11 protein-coding genes and 1 pseudogene are annotated in these 18979 nt (G+C 73.5%); 8 read left to right on the top strand and 4 right to left on the bottom strand.

Translation table 11 applies throughout. The annotated features are described in order from the left end of the window. Positions 1 to 6: 6 nt before the first annotated feature. Both ACZ6KF_RS13820 and ACZ6KF_RS13815 read right to left on the bottom strand, forming a co-directional pair. Positions 7 to 1137 (bottom strand): ADP-ribosylglycohydrolase family protein, encoded by a 1131-nt coding sequence (locus tag ACZ6KF_RS13820; RefSeq protein WP_469238506.1) that lies wholly within the window; start codon positions 1135 to 1137, stop codon positions 7 to 9. Positions 1138 to 1724: 587 nt separating this feature from the next. Continuing rightward, positions 1725 to 2735: pseudogene (locus ACZ6KF_RS13815) on the bottom strand (ADP-ribosylglycohydrolase family protein); the annotation flags it as partial. Between the two features lie 231 nt (positions 2736 to 2966). On the opposite strand from ACZ6KF_RS13815, the gene ACZ6KF_RS13810 reads away from it, so the two are divergent. From ACZ6KF_RS13810 to ACZ6KF_RS13800, 3 genes are all read left to right on the top strand, one after another. Continuing rightward, entirely contained in the window at positions 2967 to 3698 is a 732-nt protein-coding gene (locus ACZ6KF_RS13810) for a VIT1/CCC1 transporter family protein (protein WP_356634390.1), read from the top strand. Positions 3699 to 4105: 407 nt separating this feature from the next. Next, positions 4106 to 8701: a glutamate synthase large subunit gene (gltB, locus tag ACZ6KF_RS13805; protein WP_469158180.1), complete on the top strand. Its 4596-nt coding sequence runs from the start codon at positions 4106 to 4108 to the stop codon at positions 8699 to 8701. Next, positions 8694 to 10157 carry a glutamate synthase subunit beta gene (locus tag ACZ6KF_RS13800; RefSeq protein ID WP_469158152.1) on the top strand — a complete coding sequence of 488 codons (1464 nt, stop codon included), beginning with the start codon at positions 8694 to 8696 and terminating at the stop codon, positions 10155 to 10157. Before gltB ends, ACZ6KF_RS13800 begins: the two co-directional genes overlap by 8 nt. A gap of 189 nt (positions 10158 to 10346) precedes the next feature. Here ACZ6KF_RS13800 and ACZ6KF_RS13795 read toward each other — a convergent pair whose 3' ends face one another. Continuing rightward, on the bottom strand, positions 10347 to 11261 hold the full coding sequence (locus ACZ6KF_RS13795) for a rhomboid family intramembrane serine protease (protein ID WP_469238505.1): 915 nt from the start codon (positions 11259 to 11261) through the stop codon (positions 10347 to 10349). A gap of 251 nt (positions 11262 to 11512) precedes the next feature. Between ACZ6KF_RS13795 and ACZ6KF_RS13790 the strand changes: the two genes are divergently transcribed. Continuing rightward, on the top strand, positions 11513 to 12238 hold the full coding sequence (locus tag ACZ6KF_RS13790) for a VWA domain-containing protein (protein WP_356634396.1): 726 nt from the start codon (positions 11513 to 11515) through the stop codon (positions 12236 to 12238). A gap of 94 nt (positions 12239 to 12332) precedes the next feature. On the opposite strand, the gene ACZ6KF_RS13785 is transcribed toward ACZ6KF_RS13790, so the two are convergent. After that, positions 12333 to 13238 carry a hypothetical protein gene (locus tag ACZ6KF_RS13785; RefSeq protein WP_469238504.1) on the bottom strand — a complete coding sequence of 302 codons (906 nt, stop codon included), beginning with the start codon at positions 13236 to 13238 and terminating at the stop codon, positions 12333 to 12335. A 212-nt stretch (positions 13239 to 13450) separates the two neighbouring features. On the opposite strand from ACZ6KF_RS13785, the gene ACZ6KF_RS13780 reads away from it, so the two are divergent. From ACZ6KF_RS13780 to pepN, 4 genes are all read left to right on the top strand, one after another. Then, positions 13451 to 14215, top strand: a complete 765-nt coding sequence (locus tag ACZ6KF_RS13780) for a S1 family peptidase (RefSeq protein ID WP_356634408.1) — start codon at positions 13451 to 13453, stop codon at positions 14213 to 14215. Positions 14216 to 14702: 487 nt separating this feature from the next. Beyond that, positions 14703 to 15170: a GNAT family N-acetyltransferase gene (locus ACZ6KF_RS13775; protein WP_469238503.1), complete on the top strand. Its 468-nt coding sequence runs from the start codon at positions 14703 to 14705 to the stop codon at positions 15168 to 15170. 11 nt (positions 15171 to 15181) lie between these two features. Further along, on the top strand, positions 15182 to 15514 hold the full coding sequence (locus ACZ6KF_RS13770) for a chorismate mutase (RefSeq protein WP_356636895.1): 333 nt from the start codon (positions 15182 to 15184) through the stop codon (positions 15512 to 15514). A 113-nt stretch (positions 15515 to 15627) separates the two neighbouring features. Beyond that, entirely contained in the window at positions 15628 to 18219 is a 2592-nt protein-coding gene (gene pepN / locus ACZ6KF_RS13765) for an aminopeptidase N (protein ID WP_469238502.1), read from the top strand. Positions 18220 to 18979: the final 760 nt, after the last annotated feature.

Raw genomic sequence — 18979 nt, 5'->3', positions numbered from 1 at the left:
CCCGAATCATCCTCCTGGTGGGGCCGGTTGTGCGGCTTCCAGGAGTTCGGCGAGTTCCACCAGGTCGGTGCCGGTGAGGCGGGGCAGGACGCAGCCGGAGAGCAGTCGGCAGGCGTCGCGCCAGGACGCCGGGACCGCCGCGCCGCCGCCGAGCGCTCCGGTGAGGGCGCCGGCCAGGGCGGGGGCCGAGTCGGCGACCCGCGACAGACAGGCCGCCGCGGGCACCGCCTCGGCGATCCGGCCGTGCGCGGCGCTCGCCAGCGCCAGGGCGACGGGCACGGTCTCGGCGGCGGCGACGCCGTAGCTGTAGACGTGGTCGACGATCTGGTGCTCCAGCGGCGGGAGGAGCGCGAAGGCGCTCCCGGCGTCCGCCGCCAGCCGCAGCGCGTGGCGGGCGTTGCGGCCGATCTCCGTCTCCTCGGGCAGCTCGGCCACGGCCGCCGCGACGCACTCCCCGGCGCCGGCGCCGGCCAGCGCGAGGGACACCGCGGCGGCCATCGCGCGGGCGCCGTGGACGCCGTCGCCGTCCTGGGTGTAGCGGGCGTCGAACTCGGCGAGCGCGGCGGCGGACGCCGGGTCGCCGGGGTGGGCCACGGCCAGCGCACAGGCCCGGACGCACGCCGCGTCGTCGAAGTAGTGCGGGTTGTCGTGGCCGGTGGCGGGCGGGCGCAGCCCGGTGGCGAGGTTGCCGAGACCGGCCCGCACGGAGATGCGGGCGCGCAGCGGCAGCACCGCGGACTCGGTCCCCGCGGCGCGTTCGGCGGCCGCCGCGACCTCGCTCGCCACGGCCGACCAGGTCAGGTCGATGGCCGCGCGGATCCGGCGCTCCCGGCTCAGGTCGCCGAGCGCGCCGTCGTCGCCCGCGCGCAGCACCGCCTCGGCCGCGAACGCCGCCCACTCGGCGTCGTCGGAGGGCCCGAGGCGCAGCGGGCCGGGGGGCTGGTTGAGGGCGATGGGCACGGGCAGGGTGGTGGTGGCGTTCTGCTCGGCGAAGGCGTCCAGCTCGCGGGTGAGCCGCCGGGTCCACTCGGGCATCCGCGCGGCCCGGTGCCGGGCTGCGGGCCAGCCGGCGGCGTCCCCGGCGGCGAGCCCGAGCAACAGCCCCTCGACACGCCGCCCGGCCCGTGCGCCGCTCACGGCCGCGCCTCGTCCCGGTCGGAGACGAGGACGTAGTCGGCGGGGTCGGGGGCGGAGTCGGGCCCGGCGGGCGGGCCGGTGTCGGCGGGGACGGGGGCAGGCCCGGAGGAGGGGGCAGGCCCGGGGGCGGGGGCCGGCTCGTGCACGAGGTTCGCGTTCCGTGCGGGGGCGGGTTCGTGCGGGGTGTTCGCGTCAGGGGGTGAGCAGGCGGCGACGTCCGGGACGACGGCCGGCCCGCCTGCGGGATGCGGCTCGCGCAGGGGATCCGGTACCGGTGCCTGGTCCGGCCGGCGGGCGGGATCCGGCACCTGTCGGGCGTCCGCACCGGGTCCCGCGCCGGCCGTGGGGAGGGCGGTCGGGGCGGGAGCGGCGCCCGCACACGGCACGGTTTCCGCCTCGTGCCCGTGAGTCGGCTCGGGCACGGGTGCTGCCTGTGGCCGGGCTGCTGCTTGCCGTGCGGCTGCTGCTTCCCGTGCGGGTGCTGCCTCTGGTACGGCTGCTGCTCCCCGTACGGCTGCTGCTCCCCGTACGGCCGCTGCCCCCCGCACACGCGCCGCCCCCCGCCGGGAAATCCGCTCCTCTGCGCCTCCCTCCGCCGCCCCCGCCCCCGGTGTCAGCAGGTCCGCCACCTCCAGCACATGGTGGCCCGCCATCGACGGAAGACAGGTGCCGCGGGCCGGGCCGATGGCCGACGCCCACTCGGGCGGGATCGCCGAGGCGCCCAGCGTCGCCCCGGCCAGGGCTCCCGCGACCGCACCCGTGGTGTCGGCGTCGCGGCCCATGTTGACGGCGGTGAGCACGGCCTCCCGGAAGTCGCCGTCGGCCGACGCGTACGCCCCGAAGGCGAGGGCGACCGCCTCGGGGGCGAGGTCGGTCCAGGGGTAACCGCCGATGACGACCGCGGAGCGCACCGCCCGTTCACCGCGGTGGGCGACGGCCACGGCCCGGCGCAACGAGCGTGCCGTCCAGGAGTCGTCGGGCAGGACCGCCAGCGCGGAGGCCACCACCACGCCGGCCGGCGCGCCCGCCATCGCCGCCGCGACCCCGGCGGCGACCGCCTGGCCGCCGTAGATGCCCTCGCCGTCGTGGCTGACCGAGCCGTCGACGGCGACGAGCCGGGCCGCCTCGGCGGGGCGGCCCGCGGCGAACACCCCGAACGGGGCCGCCCGCATCGCCAGCCCGTCGCTCCAGGCGTGGCGGTGCTGGGCGGAGACCGGCGCGGCCAGGCCCCGGCGGAGGTTCTCCAGCGTGCCGCGCTCACTGAAGCCCGCGCCCCGGAAGGGCCCCTCGGCGCGGTCGGCGATCCAGGCGTGCCAGGCCGCCTCCGCGTGGGCGGGGGTGAGGGCGCAGCCGTGCCGGGCCAGCAGCAGGCCCGAGAAGATCGCGTACTCGGTGTCGTCGGTGCCCGCGGGCTCCTCGGCGACGTAGCCGGTGATGCGGCCCCAGCGGGCGCGGATCTGGGAGGGCGTGAGGTTCTCGGCGGGTGCGCCCAGGGCGTCGCCGACGGCGAGGCCGAGCAGGGCGCCGCGGGCCCGGTCGCGGAGCCGGGCGGCGTCCCCGGGGGCGGGGACCGAGGGAACGCAGGCGATCGATGCCATCGCTTCTCCTCTCCTTTGCGGATCTCTCCCCGGTGCCGTCCGCGGCGCAGCCCGGCCGGTGCCGCTGTCACCCGGTCGACATCTGAGCCTGATCCCGGACGGATGAGCGACGGAGGGTAAAACCGCAGGTTAGCCCAGCCTTTCCTTGCTGGCGGGAGGCCTTCGGGAGGTCTACTCTGGTTGGAGTCGAAAAGTAGAACGAGTCCAAAGAAGCGTTTGGGGGGCCGGAACATGGCCATCATCGAGACCGAGGCGGCGCTGCACGAGGCGCACCGCGACAACCACACCCACCGCGACGTCAACGGCGGCTGGCTGCGCCCCGCCGTGTTCGGCGCGATGGACGGCCTGGTCTCCAACCTCGCCCTGATGACCGGCGTCGCCGGCGGATCGGTGAGCCACCGGGCCGTCGTGCTCACCGGCCTCGCGGGCCTCGCCGCCGGCGCCTTCTCCATGGCGGCCGGCGAGTACACCTCCGTCGCCTCCCAGCGCGAGCTGGTCGAGGCCGAGCTGGACGTGGAGCGGCGCGAACTGCGCAGGCACCCCAAGGACGAGGAGGCCGAGCTGGCCGCCCTCTACCAGACCCGCGGCGTCGAACCCGGCCTCGCCCGCGAGGTGGCCCGGCAGCTGTCCCGGGACCCCGAGCAGGCACTGGAGATCCATGCCCGCGAGGAGCTCGGCATCGACCCCTCCGATCTGCCCTCGCCGGCCGTCGCCGCGGTGTCCAGCTTCGGCTCCTTCGCGCTGGGCGCCCTGCTTCCCGTCCTGCCGTATCTGCTCGGCGCGAGCGCCCTGTGGCCCGCCGTACTGCTGGCGCTCGCCGGGCTCTTCGGGTGCGGGGCCGTGGTCGCCAAGGTGACCGCGCGCAGCTGGTGGTTCAGCGGACTGCGGCAGCTCGCCCTCGGCGGCGCGGCGGCCGGTGTGACGTACGCCCTGGGCACTCTGTTCGGGGTGGCCGTAGGATAGGTGGCTGGAACTTATGCATGGGACCGCATAACTAGTCGTTACTCGGTGGTTTCGAACGCTTAACCGCCGGGCATGACCCGTAAGCGCTGTGGGCAATGAGGCCCGCGGCGCGCCCACACGGGGCCGGCGGCGCTGCCTCCCCGTCCCTGGACCGACGGACACCGATCTGTCCTGCTCGGTCCCCCCATACTTCGCCGCCCGTGGCGGTACCCCCGCCGCCACCCGCGGCGTCCGCATGTTGGAACGGAGTATCCGGTTCCCGAGAATCGCTCCATCATGTAACCTGCACGAAATTTTGATCTCATCGCAGATCTCGCAGAGGGCCAGCGTCGTCCCTCGGCACCTTCCCCCAGAGCCCGCGAGGCCTGGGAGGACACCACCGCCACATGACGACGACGGGAGAGCCGATGCGTACGCCGCGCCAGCCGTCCCAGCAGTCCGCGAATGGCCAGAACTGGTCCTTCATGGATGCTCGCCCTGCTGCGCAGGGTATGTACGACCCCCGCAACGAGCACGACGCCTGCGGCGTCGGCTTTGTGGCCACCCTCACCGGCGAGGCGAGCCATGCGCTGGTCGAGCAGGCGCTCACGGTTCTGCGCAACCTGGAGCACCGAGGGGCCACCGGCTCCGAGCCCGACTCCGGCGACGGCGCGGGCATCCTCTCCCAGGTGCCGGACGCCTTCTTCCGCGAGGTGGCCGGATTCGAGCTGCCCGAGGCCGGCGGCTACGCCGTGGGCACCGCCTTCCTGCCCGAGGACGGCCTCGACGCCGCCCTCGCGCGGATCGAGGCGATCGCCGCCGAGGAGAGCCTGACCGTCCTCGGCTGGCGCGAGGTCCCCGTCGCGCCCGAGCTGCTCGGCGCCACCGCCCGCTCGACGATGCCCGCCTTCCGCCAGATCTTCGTCACGGACCACGCCTCCCGCGGCATCGAGCTGGACCGCAAGGCGTTCCTGCTGCGCAAGCGCGCCGAGCGCGAGGTCGGCGTCTACTTCCCGTCGCTGTCCGCGCGGACCATCGTCTACAAGGGCATGCTGACCACCGGCCAGCTCGAGCCCTTCTTCCCGGACCTGTCCGACCGCCGCTTCGCCTCCGCGATCGCGCTCGTCCACTCGCGCTTCTCCACGAACACCTTCCCCTCGTGGCCGCTCGCGCACCCGTACCGCTTCGTCGCGCACAACGGTGAGATCAACACCGTCAAGGGCAACCGCAACTGGATGCGCGCCCGGGAGTCCCAGCTGTACTCGGAGCTGTTCGGCGCCCCGGAGAAACTGGAGAAGGTCTTCCCGGTCTGCACCCCGGACGCCTCCGACTCGGCCTCCTTCGACGAGGTCCTGGAGCTGCTCCACCTCGGCGGCCGCACGCTGCCGCACTCCGTGCTGATGATGATCCCGGAGGCGTGGGAGAACCACGACTCCATGGAGCCGGCCCGGCGCGCCTTCTACCAGTTCCACTCCACGATGATGGAGCCCTGGGACGGCCCCGCCTGCGTCACCTTCACCGACGGCACCCAGGTCGGCGCGGTCCTCGACCGCAACGGCCTGCGCCCCGGCCGCTACTGGGTCACCGACGACGGCCTCGTCGTCCTCGGCTCCGAGGTCGGCGTCCTCGACATCGACCCCGCCAAGGTCGTCCGCAAGGGCCGCCTGCAGCCCGGCAAGATGTTCCTCGTCGACACCGCCGAGCACCGCATCATCGAGGACGACGAGATCAAGGCCGCCCTCGCCGCCGAGAAGCCGTACGCCGAGTGGCTGGAAGCCGGCGAGATCGAGCTGTCGGACCTGCCCGAGCGCGAGCACATCGTGCACACCCACGCCTCGGTCACCCGCCGCCAGCAGACCTTCGGCTACACCGAGGAAGAGCTGCGCGTCATCCTCGCCCCGATGGCCAAGGCCGGCGCCGAGCCCATCGGCTCCATGGGCACCGACTCGCCCATCGCCGCCCTCTCCGAGCGCCCCCGGCTGCTCTTCGACTACTTCACCCAGCTGTTCGCGCAGGTCACCAACCCGCCGCTGGACGCCATCCGCGAGGAACTGGTCACCTCCCTGCGCTCCTCGCTGGGCCCGCAGGGCAACCTGCTGGAGCCGACCGCGGCCTCCTGCCGCTCCGTCGTGCTGCCCTTCCCCGTGATCGACAACGACGAGCTGGCCAAGCTCATCCACATCAACCACGACGGCGACATGCCCGGCATGAAGGCCGCCACCCTGTCCGGCCTGTACCGGGTCGGCGGCGGCGGCGAGGCCCTCGCCGCGCGCATCGAGGAGATCTGCGCCGAGGCCGACGCGGCGATAGGCAACGGCGCCCGGCTGATCGTCCTGTCGGACCGCCACTCGGACGCCGAGCACGCGCCGATCCCGTCGCTGCTGCTCACCGCGGCCGTCCACCACCACCTCATCCGCACCAAGCAGCGCACCCAGGTGGGTCTGCTGGTGGAGGCCGGGGACGTCCGCGAGGTGCACCACGTCGCGCTGCTCATCGGCTACGGCGCCGCCGCCGTCAACCCGTACCTGGCGATGGAGTCCGTCGAGGACCTGGTCCGCGCAGGGACGTTCCTGCCCGGCATCGAGCCCGAGCAGGCCATCCGCAACCTGATCTACGCCCTCGGCAAGGGCGTCCTCAAGGTCATGTCCAAGATGGGCATCTCCACCGTCGCCTCCTACCGCGGCGCCCAGGTCTTCGAGGCCGTCGGCCTGGACGAGGCCTTCGTGGAGAAGTACTTCAACGGCACCGCCACCAAGATCGGCGGCGTCGGCATCGACGTCATCGCCCAGGAGGTCGCCGCCCGCCACGCCAAGGCCTACCCGGCCTCCGGCATCGCCCCCGCGCACCGCGCGCTGGAGATCGGCGGCGAGTACCAGTGGCGCCGCGAGGGCGAACCGCACCTGTTCGACCCGGAGACGGTCTTCCGCCTCCAGCACTCCACGCGCGCCGGCCGCTACGACATCTTCAAGAAGTACACCGAGCGCGTGAACGAGCAGTCCGAGCGGCTGATGACGCTGCGCGGCCTGTTCGGCTTCAAGTCCGACCGGCAGCCGATCCCGCTGGACGAGGTCGAGCCGGTCGGCGAGATCGTCAAGCGCTTCTCCACCGGCGCCATGTCGTACGGCTCCATCTCCAAGGAGGCGCACGAAACCCTCGCCATCGCCATGAACCAGCTGGGCGGCAAGTCCAACACCGGTGAGGGCGGCGAGGACCCGGAGCGCCTGTACGACCCGGCGCGCCGCTCGTCGATCAAGCAGGTCGCCTCCGGCCGCTTCGGCGTCACCAGCGAGTACCTCGTCAACTCCGACGACATCCAGATCAAGATGGCCCAGGGCGCCAAGCCCGGCGAGGGCGGCCAGCTGCCCGGCCACAAGGTCTACCCGTGGGTCGCCAAGACGCGTCACTCGACGCCGGGCGTGGGCCTCATCTCCCCGCCGCCGCACCACGACATCTACTCCATCGAGGACCTGGCCCAGCTGATCCACGACCTGAAGAACGCCAACCCCCAGGCGCGCATTCACGTCAAGCTGGTCTCCGAGGTCGGCGTCGGCACCGTCGCCGCGGGCGTCTCCAAGGCGCACGCCGACGTGGTGCTGATCTCCGGCCACGACGGCGGCACCGGCGCCTCCCCGCTCACCTCCCTCAAGCACGCGGGCGGCCCCTGGGAGCTGGGCCTGGCCGAGACGCAGCAGACCCTGCTGCTCAACGGCCTGCGCGACCGGATCGTCGTGCAGACCGACGGCCAGCTCAAGACCGGCCGCGACGTCGTCATCGCCGCGCTCCTCGGCGCCGAGGAGTTCGGCTTCGCGACCGCCCCGCTGGTCGTCTCCGGCTGCGTCATGATGCGCGTCTGTCACCTGGACACCTGCCCGGTCGGCATCGCCACCCAGAACCCCACCCTGCGGGACCGGTTCAACGGCAAGGCCGAGTACGTCGTCAACTTCTTCCGGTTCATCGCCGAAGAGGTCCGCGAACTCCTCGCCGAGCTGGGCTTCCGCTCCATCGAGGAGGCCGTCGGCCACGCCGAGGCGCTCGACGTCACCCGCGCGGTCGACCACTGGAAGGCGCAGGGCCTCAACCTGGAGCCGCTGTTCCACGTGCCCGAGCTGCCCGAGGGCGCCGTGCGCCACCAGGTGATCGCGCAGGACCACGGCCTGGAGAAGGCGCTCGACAACGAGCTGATCCGGCTCGCCGCCGACGCGCTGAACGCCGCCTCCGCCGAGGAGGCCCAGCCGGTGCGCGCCCAGGTCGCCATCCGCAACATCAACCGCACGGTCGGCACCATGCTCGGCCACGAGGTGACGAAGAAGTTCGGCGGCGCGGGCCTGCCCGACGACACCATCGACATCACCTTCACCGGTTCCGCCGGCCAGTCCTTCGGCGCCTTCCTCCCGCGCGGCGTCACGCTGCGCCTGGAGGGCGACGCCAACGACTACGTCGGCAAGGGTCTGTCCGGCGGCCGGATCGTCGTCCGCCCGGACCGGGGCGCCGACCACCTCGCCGAGTACAGCGTCATCGCGGGCAACACCCTCGCGTACGGCGCGACCGGCGGCGAGCTGTTCCTGCGCGGCCGGGTCGGCGAGCGGTTCTGCGTCCGCAACTCCGGCGCGCTGGTCGTCTCCGAGGGCGTGGGCGACCACGGCTGCGAGTACATGACCGGCGGTCACGCGGTGGTCCTCGGCGAGACGGGCCGCAACTTCGCGGCCGGCATGTCCGGCGGCGTCGCGTACGTCATCGACCTCGACCGGGACAACGTCAACTCCGGCAACCTCGACGCGGTCGAGGCCCTGGACGACACGGACCGGCAGTGGCTGCACGACGTGGTGCGCCGCCACGCCGAGGAGACCGGCTCCACGGTCGCCGGCAAGCTCCTGGCCGACTGGGACGCGTCCGTGCAGCGCTTCAGCAAGATCATTCCCCGCACGTACAAGGCAGTGCTCGCCGCCAAGGACGCCGCCGAGCGAGCCGGTCTCTCCGAGACCGAGATCACCGAGAAGATGATGGAGGCGGCGACCAATGGCTGATCCCAAGGGCTTTCTCAACCACGGCCGCGAGGTCGCCAGGTCCCGCCCCGTCGAGGAGCGCGTCCGGGACTTCAAGGAGGTCTACGTCCCCGGCTCCCTGCTGCCGATCATCAGCAAGCAGGCCAGCCGGTGCATGGACTGCGGCATCCCGTTCTGCCACAACGGCTGTCCGCTGGGGAACCTGATCCCCGAGTGGAACGACTACGCCTACCGCGAGGACTGGTCCGCCGCGTCCGAGCGGCTGCACGCCACCAACAACTTCCCGGAGTTCACCGGCCGCCTGTGCCCGGCCCCGTGCGAGTCCGCGTGCGTGCTCGGCATCAACCAGCCGCCGGTCACCATCAAGAACGTCGAGGTCTCGATCATCGACAAGGCGTGGGAGACCGGGGACGTCGCCCCGCAGATCCCCGAGCGCCTGTCCGGCAAGACCGTCGCCGTCGTCGGCTCAGGCCCCGCGGGTCTGGCCGCCGCCCAGCAGCTGACCCGGGCCGGCCACACGGTCGCCGTCTACGAGCGCGCGGACCGCGTCGGAGGCCTCCTCCGGTACGGCATCCCCGAGTTCAAGATGGAGAAGCGGCACATCAACCGCCGTATCGAGCAGATGCGCGCGGAGGGCACCCGCTTCCGCACCGGCATCGAGATCGGCCGCGACCTCAAGGCGACGGACCTGGCGAAGCGGTACGACGCCGTGGTCCTGGCCGTCGGCGCCACCACCGCCCGCGACCTGCCCGTGCCCGGCCGGGAACTCAAGGGCATCCACCAGGCGATGGAGTACCTGCCGCTGGCCAACAAGGTCCAGGAGGGCGACTACGTCGTGCCCCCGATCTCGGCCGAGGGCAAGCACGTCGTCGTCATCGGCGGCGGCGACACCGGCGCCGACTGCGTGGGCACCGCCCACCGCCAGGGCGCGGCCTCGGTGACGCAGCTGGAGATCATGCCCCGCCCGAACGAGGAGCGGGACCCGATCTCCCAGCCGTGGCCGACGTTCCCGCTGCTCTACAAGGTCACCTCCGCGCACGAGGAGGGCGGCGAGCGGGTCTACTCCGTCTCCACCACCCACTTCGAGGGCGACGAGGACGGCAACGTCCAGTGGCTGCACCTGACCGAGGTGGAGTTCGTCGACGGGAAGCTGACCCCGAAGCCGGGCACCGAGCGCAAGATCCCCGCCCAGCTGGTCACCCTCGCCATGGGCTTCACCGGCACCGACCGGGAGAACGGCCTGGTCGAGCAGTTCGGCCTGGAACTGGACGAGCGCGGCAACATCGCCCGCGACGCCGAGTACCAGACCAACGTGCCGGGCGTGTTCGTCGCCGGCGACGCCGGCCGCGGCCAGTCCCTCATCGTGTGGGCGATCGCGGAGGGCCGCTCGGCCGCCCGCGGCGTCGACCGCTACCTGACCGGCGCCAGCGATCTGCCGGCCCCGATCCGCCCGACCGACCGCGCCCTGGCGGTCTGACCCGGGTCCACCCACGTCCCGTACAACGGCGTACGGAACACGGACGGCGTCCGCCCACCAGTCCCCGACCGGACGACAGGGCGGGCGCCGTCGCATGTCCGCGCGCGCCGGGTGTGCGCCCGGGTGACGACGACCGCGGCGGCCACCGACGGCGAAGTGGCGGGGGAGCAGGCCACCCGGTGCGGTCGCTCAGTACCCCCGAAGCTGCTGCACCTTCGCCCACGCCGCGACCAGCAGCAGGACGAGCAGCGCCGCGCACGCGCCCGCGTGGACCGCGGTACGCCGGGCCCGGGGCGCGTGGGCGAACGCCAGGGCCACCGCGCCGCCGGTCAGCAGTCCGCCCAGGTGGCCCTGCCAGGAGGTGAGGGCCGCGGAGATCATCAGCCACAGCAGCAGGCCCGCCATGAACCGGTTGACGGCGTTCATGTCGGCGCCCAGCCGGCGGGCCATGACGTAGTGGGCCGCGCCCAGACCGAAGATCGCGCCCGACGCTCCGACGGTGAGCGTGCCCGGGGCGAGCAGCAGCACCAGCACCGAGCCGCCCAGCGCCGACAGCAGGTACAGGGCGGCGAACCGGAGCCGGCCGAGCTGCGGCTCCATCACCCGGCCCAGGTTCCACAGCGCGACCGTGTTCATCACGATGTGCAGGATGCCGAACGTCCCCTCGGTGGGCGGCATGTGCAGGAACGGCCCGGTCAGCAGCCGGTACCACTCGCCCCCGGCCAGCCCTTCCGTCTCCAGCACCCCGAAGAACGCGCCGTCGTAGACGTAGTGCACGCCGTCGGGCCCGACCAGTCCCGCGCCCAGCATCCCGAACCGGTCCACGATCTGCGGGCGCACCAGCTCGGCGAGGTACGCGAGCACGTTCAGCGCGATCAGGACGTACGTCACCTCGGGCACCGCCGAGATCCGGCCGCCGAACACCGTGCGCGCCCGCCGCACCGAGCGCGCGCCCTCCTTCACGCACTCCGGGCAGTGGTGGCCGACGGCCGCCTCGTGCATGCAGGCGGGGCAGATCCAACGGTCGCAGCGGGTGCAGCGGACGTGGCACTCCACGTCGGGGTGGCGGTAGCACGTGGTGACGGTGGAATCGGAGGGTTCCACGGGCCGGCTCCTGGAGAGTGTCGGGGACGGGCTGCGAGCCGGTGGGGACGGCGGTGATCAACATAACCAACGCGGGGGAGTGCCGGGATCGGTGGGTTCGCGGTGCTCGGGGCGGCGCGTGGTCTTGGAGACGCTTGGCGGCCATGCCGGATCCGGGGGACCCGCGGGGTCCCGGGGCGCAGGTGCCGTACCCTCGGGGTCCGGTCGGCCGGGACCGGCGAGGTACGGGGATCGACAGGGAGCGGGGCGGGATGGCGGCGATCAGTCTGCGCAGGATCGAGGAGACCGCGCCCGCGCTCGTGAGCCTGTACAAGAGCGCCGGTTCGTCCCTCGCCCGGCACGGCATGGAGGGGCAGCGGGCCGCCGTCTACCTCGTGGTCGACTACTCCGGCTCCATGAAGCCGTACTACAAGGACGGCGCCGTGCAGGCCCTCGCCGACCGGGTGCTCGGGCTCGCCGCCCACCTGGACGACGACGGGCGGGTGCCGGTGGTGTTCTTCTCCACGGACATCGACGCCGAGACGGAGATCGAGCTCGCCGGCCACCGGGGCTGCGTCGAGCGGATCGCGGCCGGCCTCGGGCACATGGGCAGGACCAGCTACCACCTGGCCATGGACGCCGTCATCGACCACTACCTCGACAGCGGGGCCGCCGACCCCGCGCTGGTGGTCTTCCAGACCGACGGCGGACCGATCAACAAGCTCGCGGCGGAGCGGTACCTGTGCAAGGCGTCCACTCTCCCGATGTTCTGGCAGTTCATCGGCTTCGGAGACCCCGGCAGCAGGCAGTTCGACTTCCTGCGCCGCCTGGACGACCTGCCGGTGCCGGGGAAGCGGGCGGTCGACAACGCCGGCTTCTTCCCCGCGGGCGCCGACCCGCGGAAGGTCTGCGACGCGGAGCTGTACGACCGGCTGGTGGGGGAGTTCCCGGCGTGGCTGGCGGCGGCGCGGGAGCGGGGGATCGTCCGCGCGGGCTGAGAGTCGCGGCGAGTTCCGGGATGCCCGGAGAGGCGTCCTGGTGACCAGGTGACCAGGTGACCAGGTGACCAGGTGACCGGGTGTCCTGGGTCTGCTAGGTGTCGCACTCCAGCACCGTCCGGCACAGCCCGCACCGCGCCCGCACCCGGCCCCGTACCGGCACCCCGATCCGCTGGTGACACGTCGGGCAGGGGAACGACACCCGTAGCTGCCCGCCGTCCGGCGACGGCCGCGGGGCGAAGGCGTACGGCGCTCCGGCCGGCGCCGGGACGGGGCGGCCCGACTGCGCCCGCCTTCGGTCACGGGCGTAGCGGAGCCGGCCCGACCGGCCCGCCGCCGTCAGCGGGGGCTGCCGCCCGTCCCGCAGCGCGAGCGCCCTGCCCTCCACGTACGCCGTGTACGCCTGCGGGCTGGTGAACCACGGCGCCGGGTCCTCCGCGAAGACCAGCGACCGCTTGGCGAGGACGTACCCGAACTCCTCCGGGGTGAGATAGCCGAGCTTCTGGCTGGACGCCGCGTCCTCCCGGTAGGCGTCCAGCAGCAGCCATCCCGCGCCCAGGTACGTCGTCACCGTGTCGGTGAGGATCTCGTTGTCGCGGACGCCGGGGAAGGACAGGTCCAGGCGGTGCAGGTAGACGTGCGTCACCTCGTGGGCCAGGGCGGCGCCGATGTCCCGGCGATGGGTGCGGAAGCGGTCGTTCAGCTCGACGAAGTACTCGGGCCCGGCGGCGAGTTCGACGTTCGCGGCATGGTCCATGGCGCGGAAGCCCACGACGAACCGGGCATCGGGCAGCCGGAAGTGACGCACCAGTTCCCGCGCCACCCGCTGGGCGCCCGGATGGAGGTCGTCGGCGTCGCCGAACGCCACGTCGACCGGGGCCACGCTGGTCGCGAACGTGCGCACGGTGTCGGGGGACAGACGGCGGTAGAGCGCGGTGACGGCCGCCCGCACCGTCTCCAGGTGGGGGTAGCCGTGCTCGACCGGTCCGTCGTTCGCCACGTCCGTACCTCCAGCAGGCCGTGACCGTCGATGGGCCGTGGCCGCCGATTTCCACTCTACGAGGGTGAGAGCGGCATTTCCCCGGATCGGTTCCGTCCGAAGGGCGTGAGATCCGCCCTTGTCATGACCCCTCCTGGGTCTTCATACTGCGAGCCGCCCAATTGCCCACGAAGGGAAGTACGTTGACGCAAAATGCGACGAAATCTGGCCGTCTGTCCCTGGCCAGGAAAGCCGCGGCAGCCGGTGCCGTCGCTCTCGCGGTAGCCAGTCTCCAGCCGGTCGCGGCGCACGCGGCGGACGCGCGCATCATCGGTGGGACGACCGCCGCCCAGAACGAGTTCCCCTTCATGGTGCATCTCTCGATGGGCTGCGGCGGCGCGCTCTACAAGAAGGACGTCGTGCTGACGGCCGCCCACTGCCTGCCGGGCTCCGGTACCAACACCAGCATCGTCGTCACCGCAGGCGCCGCCGACCTGAACTCCTCCTCCGCGATCCGCGTGAGGTCGACCAAGGTCAAGCTCGCCCCCGGCTACGACGGCTACGGCAAGGACTGGGCGCTGATCAAGCTCGCCAAGCCGATCGACAAGCCCACGCTGAAGATCGCCACGACCAACCGGTACAACCGCGGCACGTTCACCATCGCGGGCTGGGGCGACACCCGCGAGGGCGCCGGCACGGGCACGACCAAGCTGCGCAAGGCCAGCGTGCCGTTCGTCAGCGACCGCGCCTGCAAGTGGCACTACGGCAGCCGGCTGATCGCCAAGGAAGAGCTGTGCGCCGGCTACCAGAGCGGCGGCATCGACACCTGCCAGGGCGACTCCGGTGGCCCGATGTTCCGCAAGGACGACGCCGGCAAGTACATCCAGGTCGGCATCGTCAGCTGGGGCGACGGCTGCGCCCGCACGGGCGTCCCCGGCGTCTACACGGAGGTCAGCCACTTCGCGGGCGACATAGCCCGCGCGGCGTCGGCACTCTGACCGACGCCGACGGCGGGGCCGGTCCTCCGGGACGGCTCCGCCGCACGGGGCCCGGCGGCCGGGCGACGAGCCCGGCCGCCGGGCCTTCGGCTTTGGCCGTGGGCGCGGTGCCGCCGGACGCCGCGGGCTTTCCGGACCCTTCGGGGCGTCGCTGCGGCCGCTTGGCCGTCGGTTTCGGTCGTCCGGTGGCGGGTCGGCTGCTTGGCCGTCGGTTTCGGTCGTCCGGTGGCGGGTCGGCTGCTTGGCCGTCGGTTTCGGTCGTCCGGTGGCGGGTCTGCTGCCTGGCCCTCGTTCCGGTCGTCCGGTGGCGGGTCGGCTGCTTGGCTCTCGGCTCCTGCCGCTTCGGTGCGAGCCCGGTGATGCCGTCCCGGCCCTCCGGCGAGAACCCCCCCGGCCCACCCCGGCGAAGCTCCCGGCCCCCGGCGAACCCCCCGCCCCCGGACGAAATCCGCTCGCCCGCACGCCCCCGCCCCGGCAGAATCCCCGCGTGATCGGCGAACAGCAGGACCCCGTGCCCACCTCCCTGCGGGTCGGCGGCGAGAACGACGAGCTGCGGCGGCTCGACGACGAACTCACCGCGTTCAACGCCGCGGCGACCGGAGCCGGGGAGCCCGTGGAGTTCTCCGTCGACGTCACCGATGACGCCGGCGACCTCGTCGCAGGGCTCACGGGATGGATCTGGGGCACCCTCTGCGCCGTGGACATGCTGTGGGTCCGCGAGGACCGGCGGCACGCAGGCCGGGGACGCCGGCTGATGCGCGCCGCGGAGGCGGAGGGCGCCCGGCGCGGCTGCACCGACATGGTCGTCTCCTCGTTCGCCTTCCAGGCCCCCGGCTTCTACCGCGGCCTCGGCTTCCGGGAGACCGGCCGTACCGAGGGCATCCCCGGAGGCCACCACGACGTGCACTTCCACAAGCCCGTCCGCGCCGCGCCGGGGCCCGCCCCCGCCACGTAGGGTGGATGCCCATGACGACCAGCAGCACCACCTCCGAGGACGTGGCCGCCGAACTCGCCCGTCTGCGCGACAGCATCGACAACATCGACGCGGCCGTCGTCCACATGCTCGCCGAGCGCTTCAAGTGCACCCAGCAGGTCGGCCGCCTCAAGGCCCAGCACCGGCTGCCGCCCGCCGACCCCTCCCGCGAGGCCCGCCAGATCGCCCGGCTGCGCGCCCTCGCCGAGAGCGCCAAACTGGACCCGGCCTTCGCCGAGAAGTTCCTGAACTTCATCATCGCCGAGGTCATCCGGCACCACGAGCGCATCGCCGAGGACACCGGCGCCACCCCCGGCACCGACTGACCCGCGGGCCCGGCCGGTACCGCGTCCGGGCCCGCGGTACGCCCCGGCGCGGGCCGGCACCCGCGACCGTGTTCCCGACCGCCCCTGTCCCGGCGTCCGGGGCATCGGGCAGCATGTGCAGCATGTCCGTACTGACGCGCGACGAAGCGCAGACCCGTGCCCGGCTCCTCGACGTCCACCGCTACACGATCGACCTCGATCTGACGACCGGTGACGAGACCTTCGACTCCCGCACCGTGATCACCTTCAGCGTCCGCCCGGACCAGGACGTCACGGACACGTTCGTGGAGCTCAAGCCCGCCGAACTGCGCTCGGTCACCCTGGACGGACAGCCCCTGGACCCCGCCGCCCTCGACGGCGACCGCCTGCCGCTGAAGGACCTCGCCCCCGGCGAACACGAACTGCGCCTCGACACCGCCATGCGCTACTCGCGCACCGGCGAGGGCATGCACCGCTTCACCGACCCCGCCGACGGCGAGACCTACCTCTACACCCAGCTCTTCCTCGACGACGTCCAGCGCGTCTTCCCCGCCTTCGACCAGCCCGACCTCAAGGCCGTCTTCGACGTCACGGTCACCGCCCCCCGCCACTGGACCGTCCTCGCCAACGGCGTCACCGAACACCTCGGCGACGGCCGCTGGCGCGCCGCGACCACCCCGCCGATCTCCACCTACCTCGTCGCCGTCGCCGCCGGCCCCTGGCACTCCGTGCGCACCGAGCACCGCGGACTGCCGTTCGGCATCCACTGCCGCCGCTCCCTCGCCCCCCACCTCGACGCGGACGCCGCGGAAATCGTCGAGATCACCCGGCAGTGCTACGACCGCTACCACGAGAAGTTCGAGGAGCCCTACCCGTTCGACTCCTACGACCAGGCCTTCGTCCCCGAGTTCAACGCCGGCGCCATGGAGAACCCCGGACTGGTCACCTTCCGCGACGAGTTCGTCTACCGCTCCGCCGTCACCGACACCGAGCGCCAGACCCGCGCCATGGTCATCGCCCACGAGATGGCCCACATGTGGTTCGGCGACCTCGTCACCCTCGCGTGGTGGGACGACATCTGGCTCAACGAGTCCTTCGCCGAGTACATGGGCTACCAGACCCTCACCGAGGCCACCCGCTTCACCGGCACCTGGACCGACTTCGGCGTCGTCCGCAAGCCCTGGGGCTACGACGCCGACCAGCGGCCCTCCACCCACCCCGTCGCCCCCGAGGCCGTCGACGACACCGCCGCCGCGCTGCTCAACTTCGACGGCATCTCCTACGCCAAGGGCGCCTCCGCCCTGCGCCAGCTCGTCGCCTGGCTCGGCGAGAAGGACTTCCTCGCCGGCATCAACACCCACATCGCCCGGCACCGCTTCGGCAACGCCACCCTCGCCGACTTCATCGACTCCCTGGCCCGCAACACCGATCGCGACGTCCACGCCTGGGCCGACGCCTGGCTGCGCACCACCGGCGTCGACACCCTCGTCCCCGAGGTGCGCGCCGACGACGCCTCCTGGCACCTGGACGTCGGCAACGAGGGCAGCCCCGGCACCCGCTCCGGCCCCGATCCGTCCCGCGACCGCGACGGCACGCGGCGCCCGGCCACGCTTCCCCGACCGCCCGCCCGCCGCCCCCACCACCTCGCCATCGGCCTCTACGACCCCGAGCCCGGCAACCCCCGCGGCCTGACCCTGCGCCGCCGCATCCAGGAGGACCTCCCCGCGAGCGGCGACCTCCGCCTCGCCTTCCACGGCCCCCGCCCCGCCCTCGTCCTCCTCAACGACGGCGACCTCACCTACGCCAAGATCCGCCTCGACGCCGGATCGCTCGACACCGCCCTGCGCGCCCTGTCCGGCCTGCCCGACCCGCTCACCCGCGCCGTCGTCTGGAACGCCCTGCGCGACGCCGTCCGCGACGGCGAACTGCCGCCCAGCGCCTACCTCGACGCCGCCCGCGCCCACATCCCGTACGAGACCGATCTCGCCCTCGTCCAGGGCGTCCTCGGCTTCGCCCGCACGCAGATCGCCGACCGCTACCTCGCCCCCGACCGGCGGCCCGCCGCCCTCGCCACCCTCACCGAGCTGTGCCGCGACCTGATCCGCCGCACCGAGGACGGCGACAACCCCGGCCTGCGCCTGATCGCCGTACGCCACCGCATCGACTGCGCCGCCCACCCCGACACCATCGCCGCCTGGCTCGCCGACGGCATCGTGCCCGGCGGCCCCGAACTCGACCCCGAGCTGCGCTGGCGCATCCTCGGCCGCCTCGCCGTCCTCGGCGCCACCGACGAGGCCGCCATCGCCGCCGAACTCGACCGCGACCCGAGCGCCACCGGCCGCGAAGGCGCCGCCCGCTGCCGCGCCGCCCTCCCCGAACCGGAGGCCAAGCGGGCCGCCTGGGACGCCATGTTCGCCGGCGACGACCTGTCCAACTACCTCTTCACGGCCACCGCCCAGGGCTTCTGGCAGCCCGAACAGGCCGACCTGGTAAGGGAGTTCGTGCCCCGCTACTTCCAGGACGCCGTCGCCGTCGCCGAACGCCGCGGCCCCGCCATCGCCGACGCCGCCGGCCGCTGGGCCTTCCCCGCCCACGCCGTCGACGACGACACCCTGAACCTGGGAGAGCGGTGCCTGCGCGAGGACGACCCGATCCCGGCCCTGCACCGCAAGCTGAGCGACCAGCTCGACGACCTCGCCCGCGCCCTGCGCGTGCGCAAGGGGTAGGCAGGGCGCCGGGCAGCGGCGCGGCCCGCTGCACGCCGCGGACGCGGGGCGGCGGGGTTCCTGTGTACGGCCTCGCCGGGCTCTCGGGGCGCGCAGGGGGGTGGCCGGGAGCCGGGCCTGCGTGCGCGGCGGCGCGCTGCCCGCCGGGTGGTCGCGGGGCCGTGGCGCTCCCGCGCACGCGCTCGCCCGTGCTCTGCCGGTGCGCGAGGCGTGGGCAGCGGGACCAACCCGCAGCGGCCCCCGGCCTGCGGACCGGAGGCCCTCGCGCTCCCGCGCACCCCCGCGTGCGCCCACGACGCCGCCGGGACGGGCAGCGGTCCGCCCCTGCCGCGGACCGCTGCCCGCCCGTGGTCCCGAGCCGGAGCGCCCCCGTCCCGCGTCCGGCGTCGGCCGCGACGAGGGTGCGCCCGCCCTCGGTACGGAGCCGTCCACCCCGCCCGCCGAGGCGCTGGCAGCCGACGCCGCAGCCGGACGGTTGGACGGCGCATTCCGCCGCACCGGAGGGCCGACCGGAAACGGAATCCGCGTCGGCAGCAGGCCGCCCTGTGGGAGGCGGTGCGCCGAGCGGCGACGTCACGCGAGGCGGGAGCCGTCCCGGCCGACGGACCTGCGCCTGACCACGACAGGAGGCGCGGGCAGGCTCGTACGCGGCTCCCGCAGGCGGCCGGCCGGCGCGCACACGCCCCCGTCGGCCACCACGATTCCCTCCTTCGGGTCTCCCTCCGGACTCTCCCGGGCGTGCCGCCTCCCGCGGGCCCAA

Source organism: Streptomyces sp. NPDC046379 (assembly GCF_055587785.1).
Note: the sequence above shows the minus strand (reverse complement) of the source record. Positions and strands in the feature narration are given on the sequence as shown.

Excerpts from the sequence above, each read along its gene's own strand:
- ACZ6KF_RS13810 (WP_356634390.1), top strand. The coding sequence starts at position 2,967 with ATGGCCATCATCGAGACCGAGGCGGCGCTGCACGAGGCGCACCGCGAC.
- gltB (WP_469158180.1), top strand. The coding sequence starts at position 4,106 with ATGCGTACGCCGCGCCAGCCGTCCCAGCAGTCCGCGAATGGCCAGAAC.
- ACZ6KF_RS13800 (WP_469158152.1), top strand. The coding sequence starts at position 8,694 with ATGGCTGATCCCAAGGGCTTTCTCAACCACGGCCGCGAGGTCGCCAGG.
- ACZ6KF_RS13790 (WP_356634396.1), top strand. The coding sequence starts at position 11,513 with ATGGCGGCGATCAGTCTGCGCAGGATCGAGGAGACCGCGCCCGCGCTC.
- ACZ6KF_RS13770 (WP_356636895.1), top strand. The coding sequence starts at position 15,182 with ATGACGACCAGCAGCACCACCTCCGAGGACGTGGCCGCCGAACTCGCC.
- pepN (WP_469238502.1), top strand. The coding sequence starts at position 15,628 with ATGTGCAGCATGTCCGTACTGACGCGCGACGAAGCGCAGACCCGTGCC.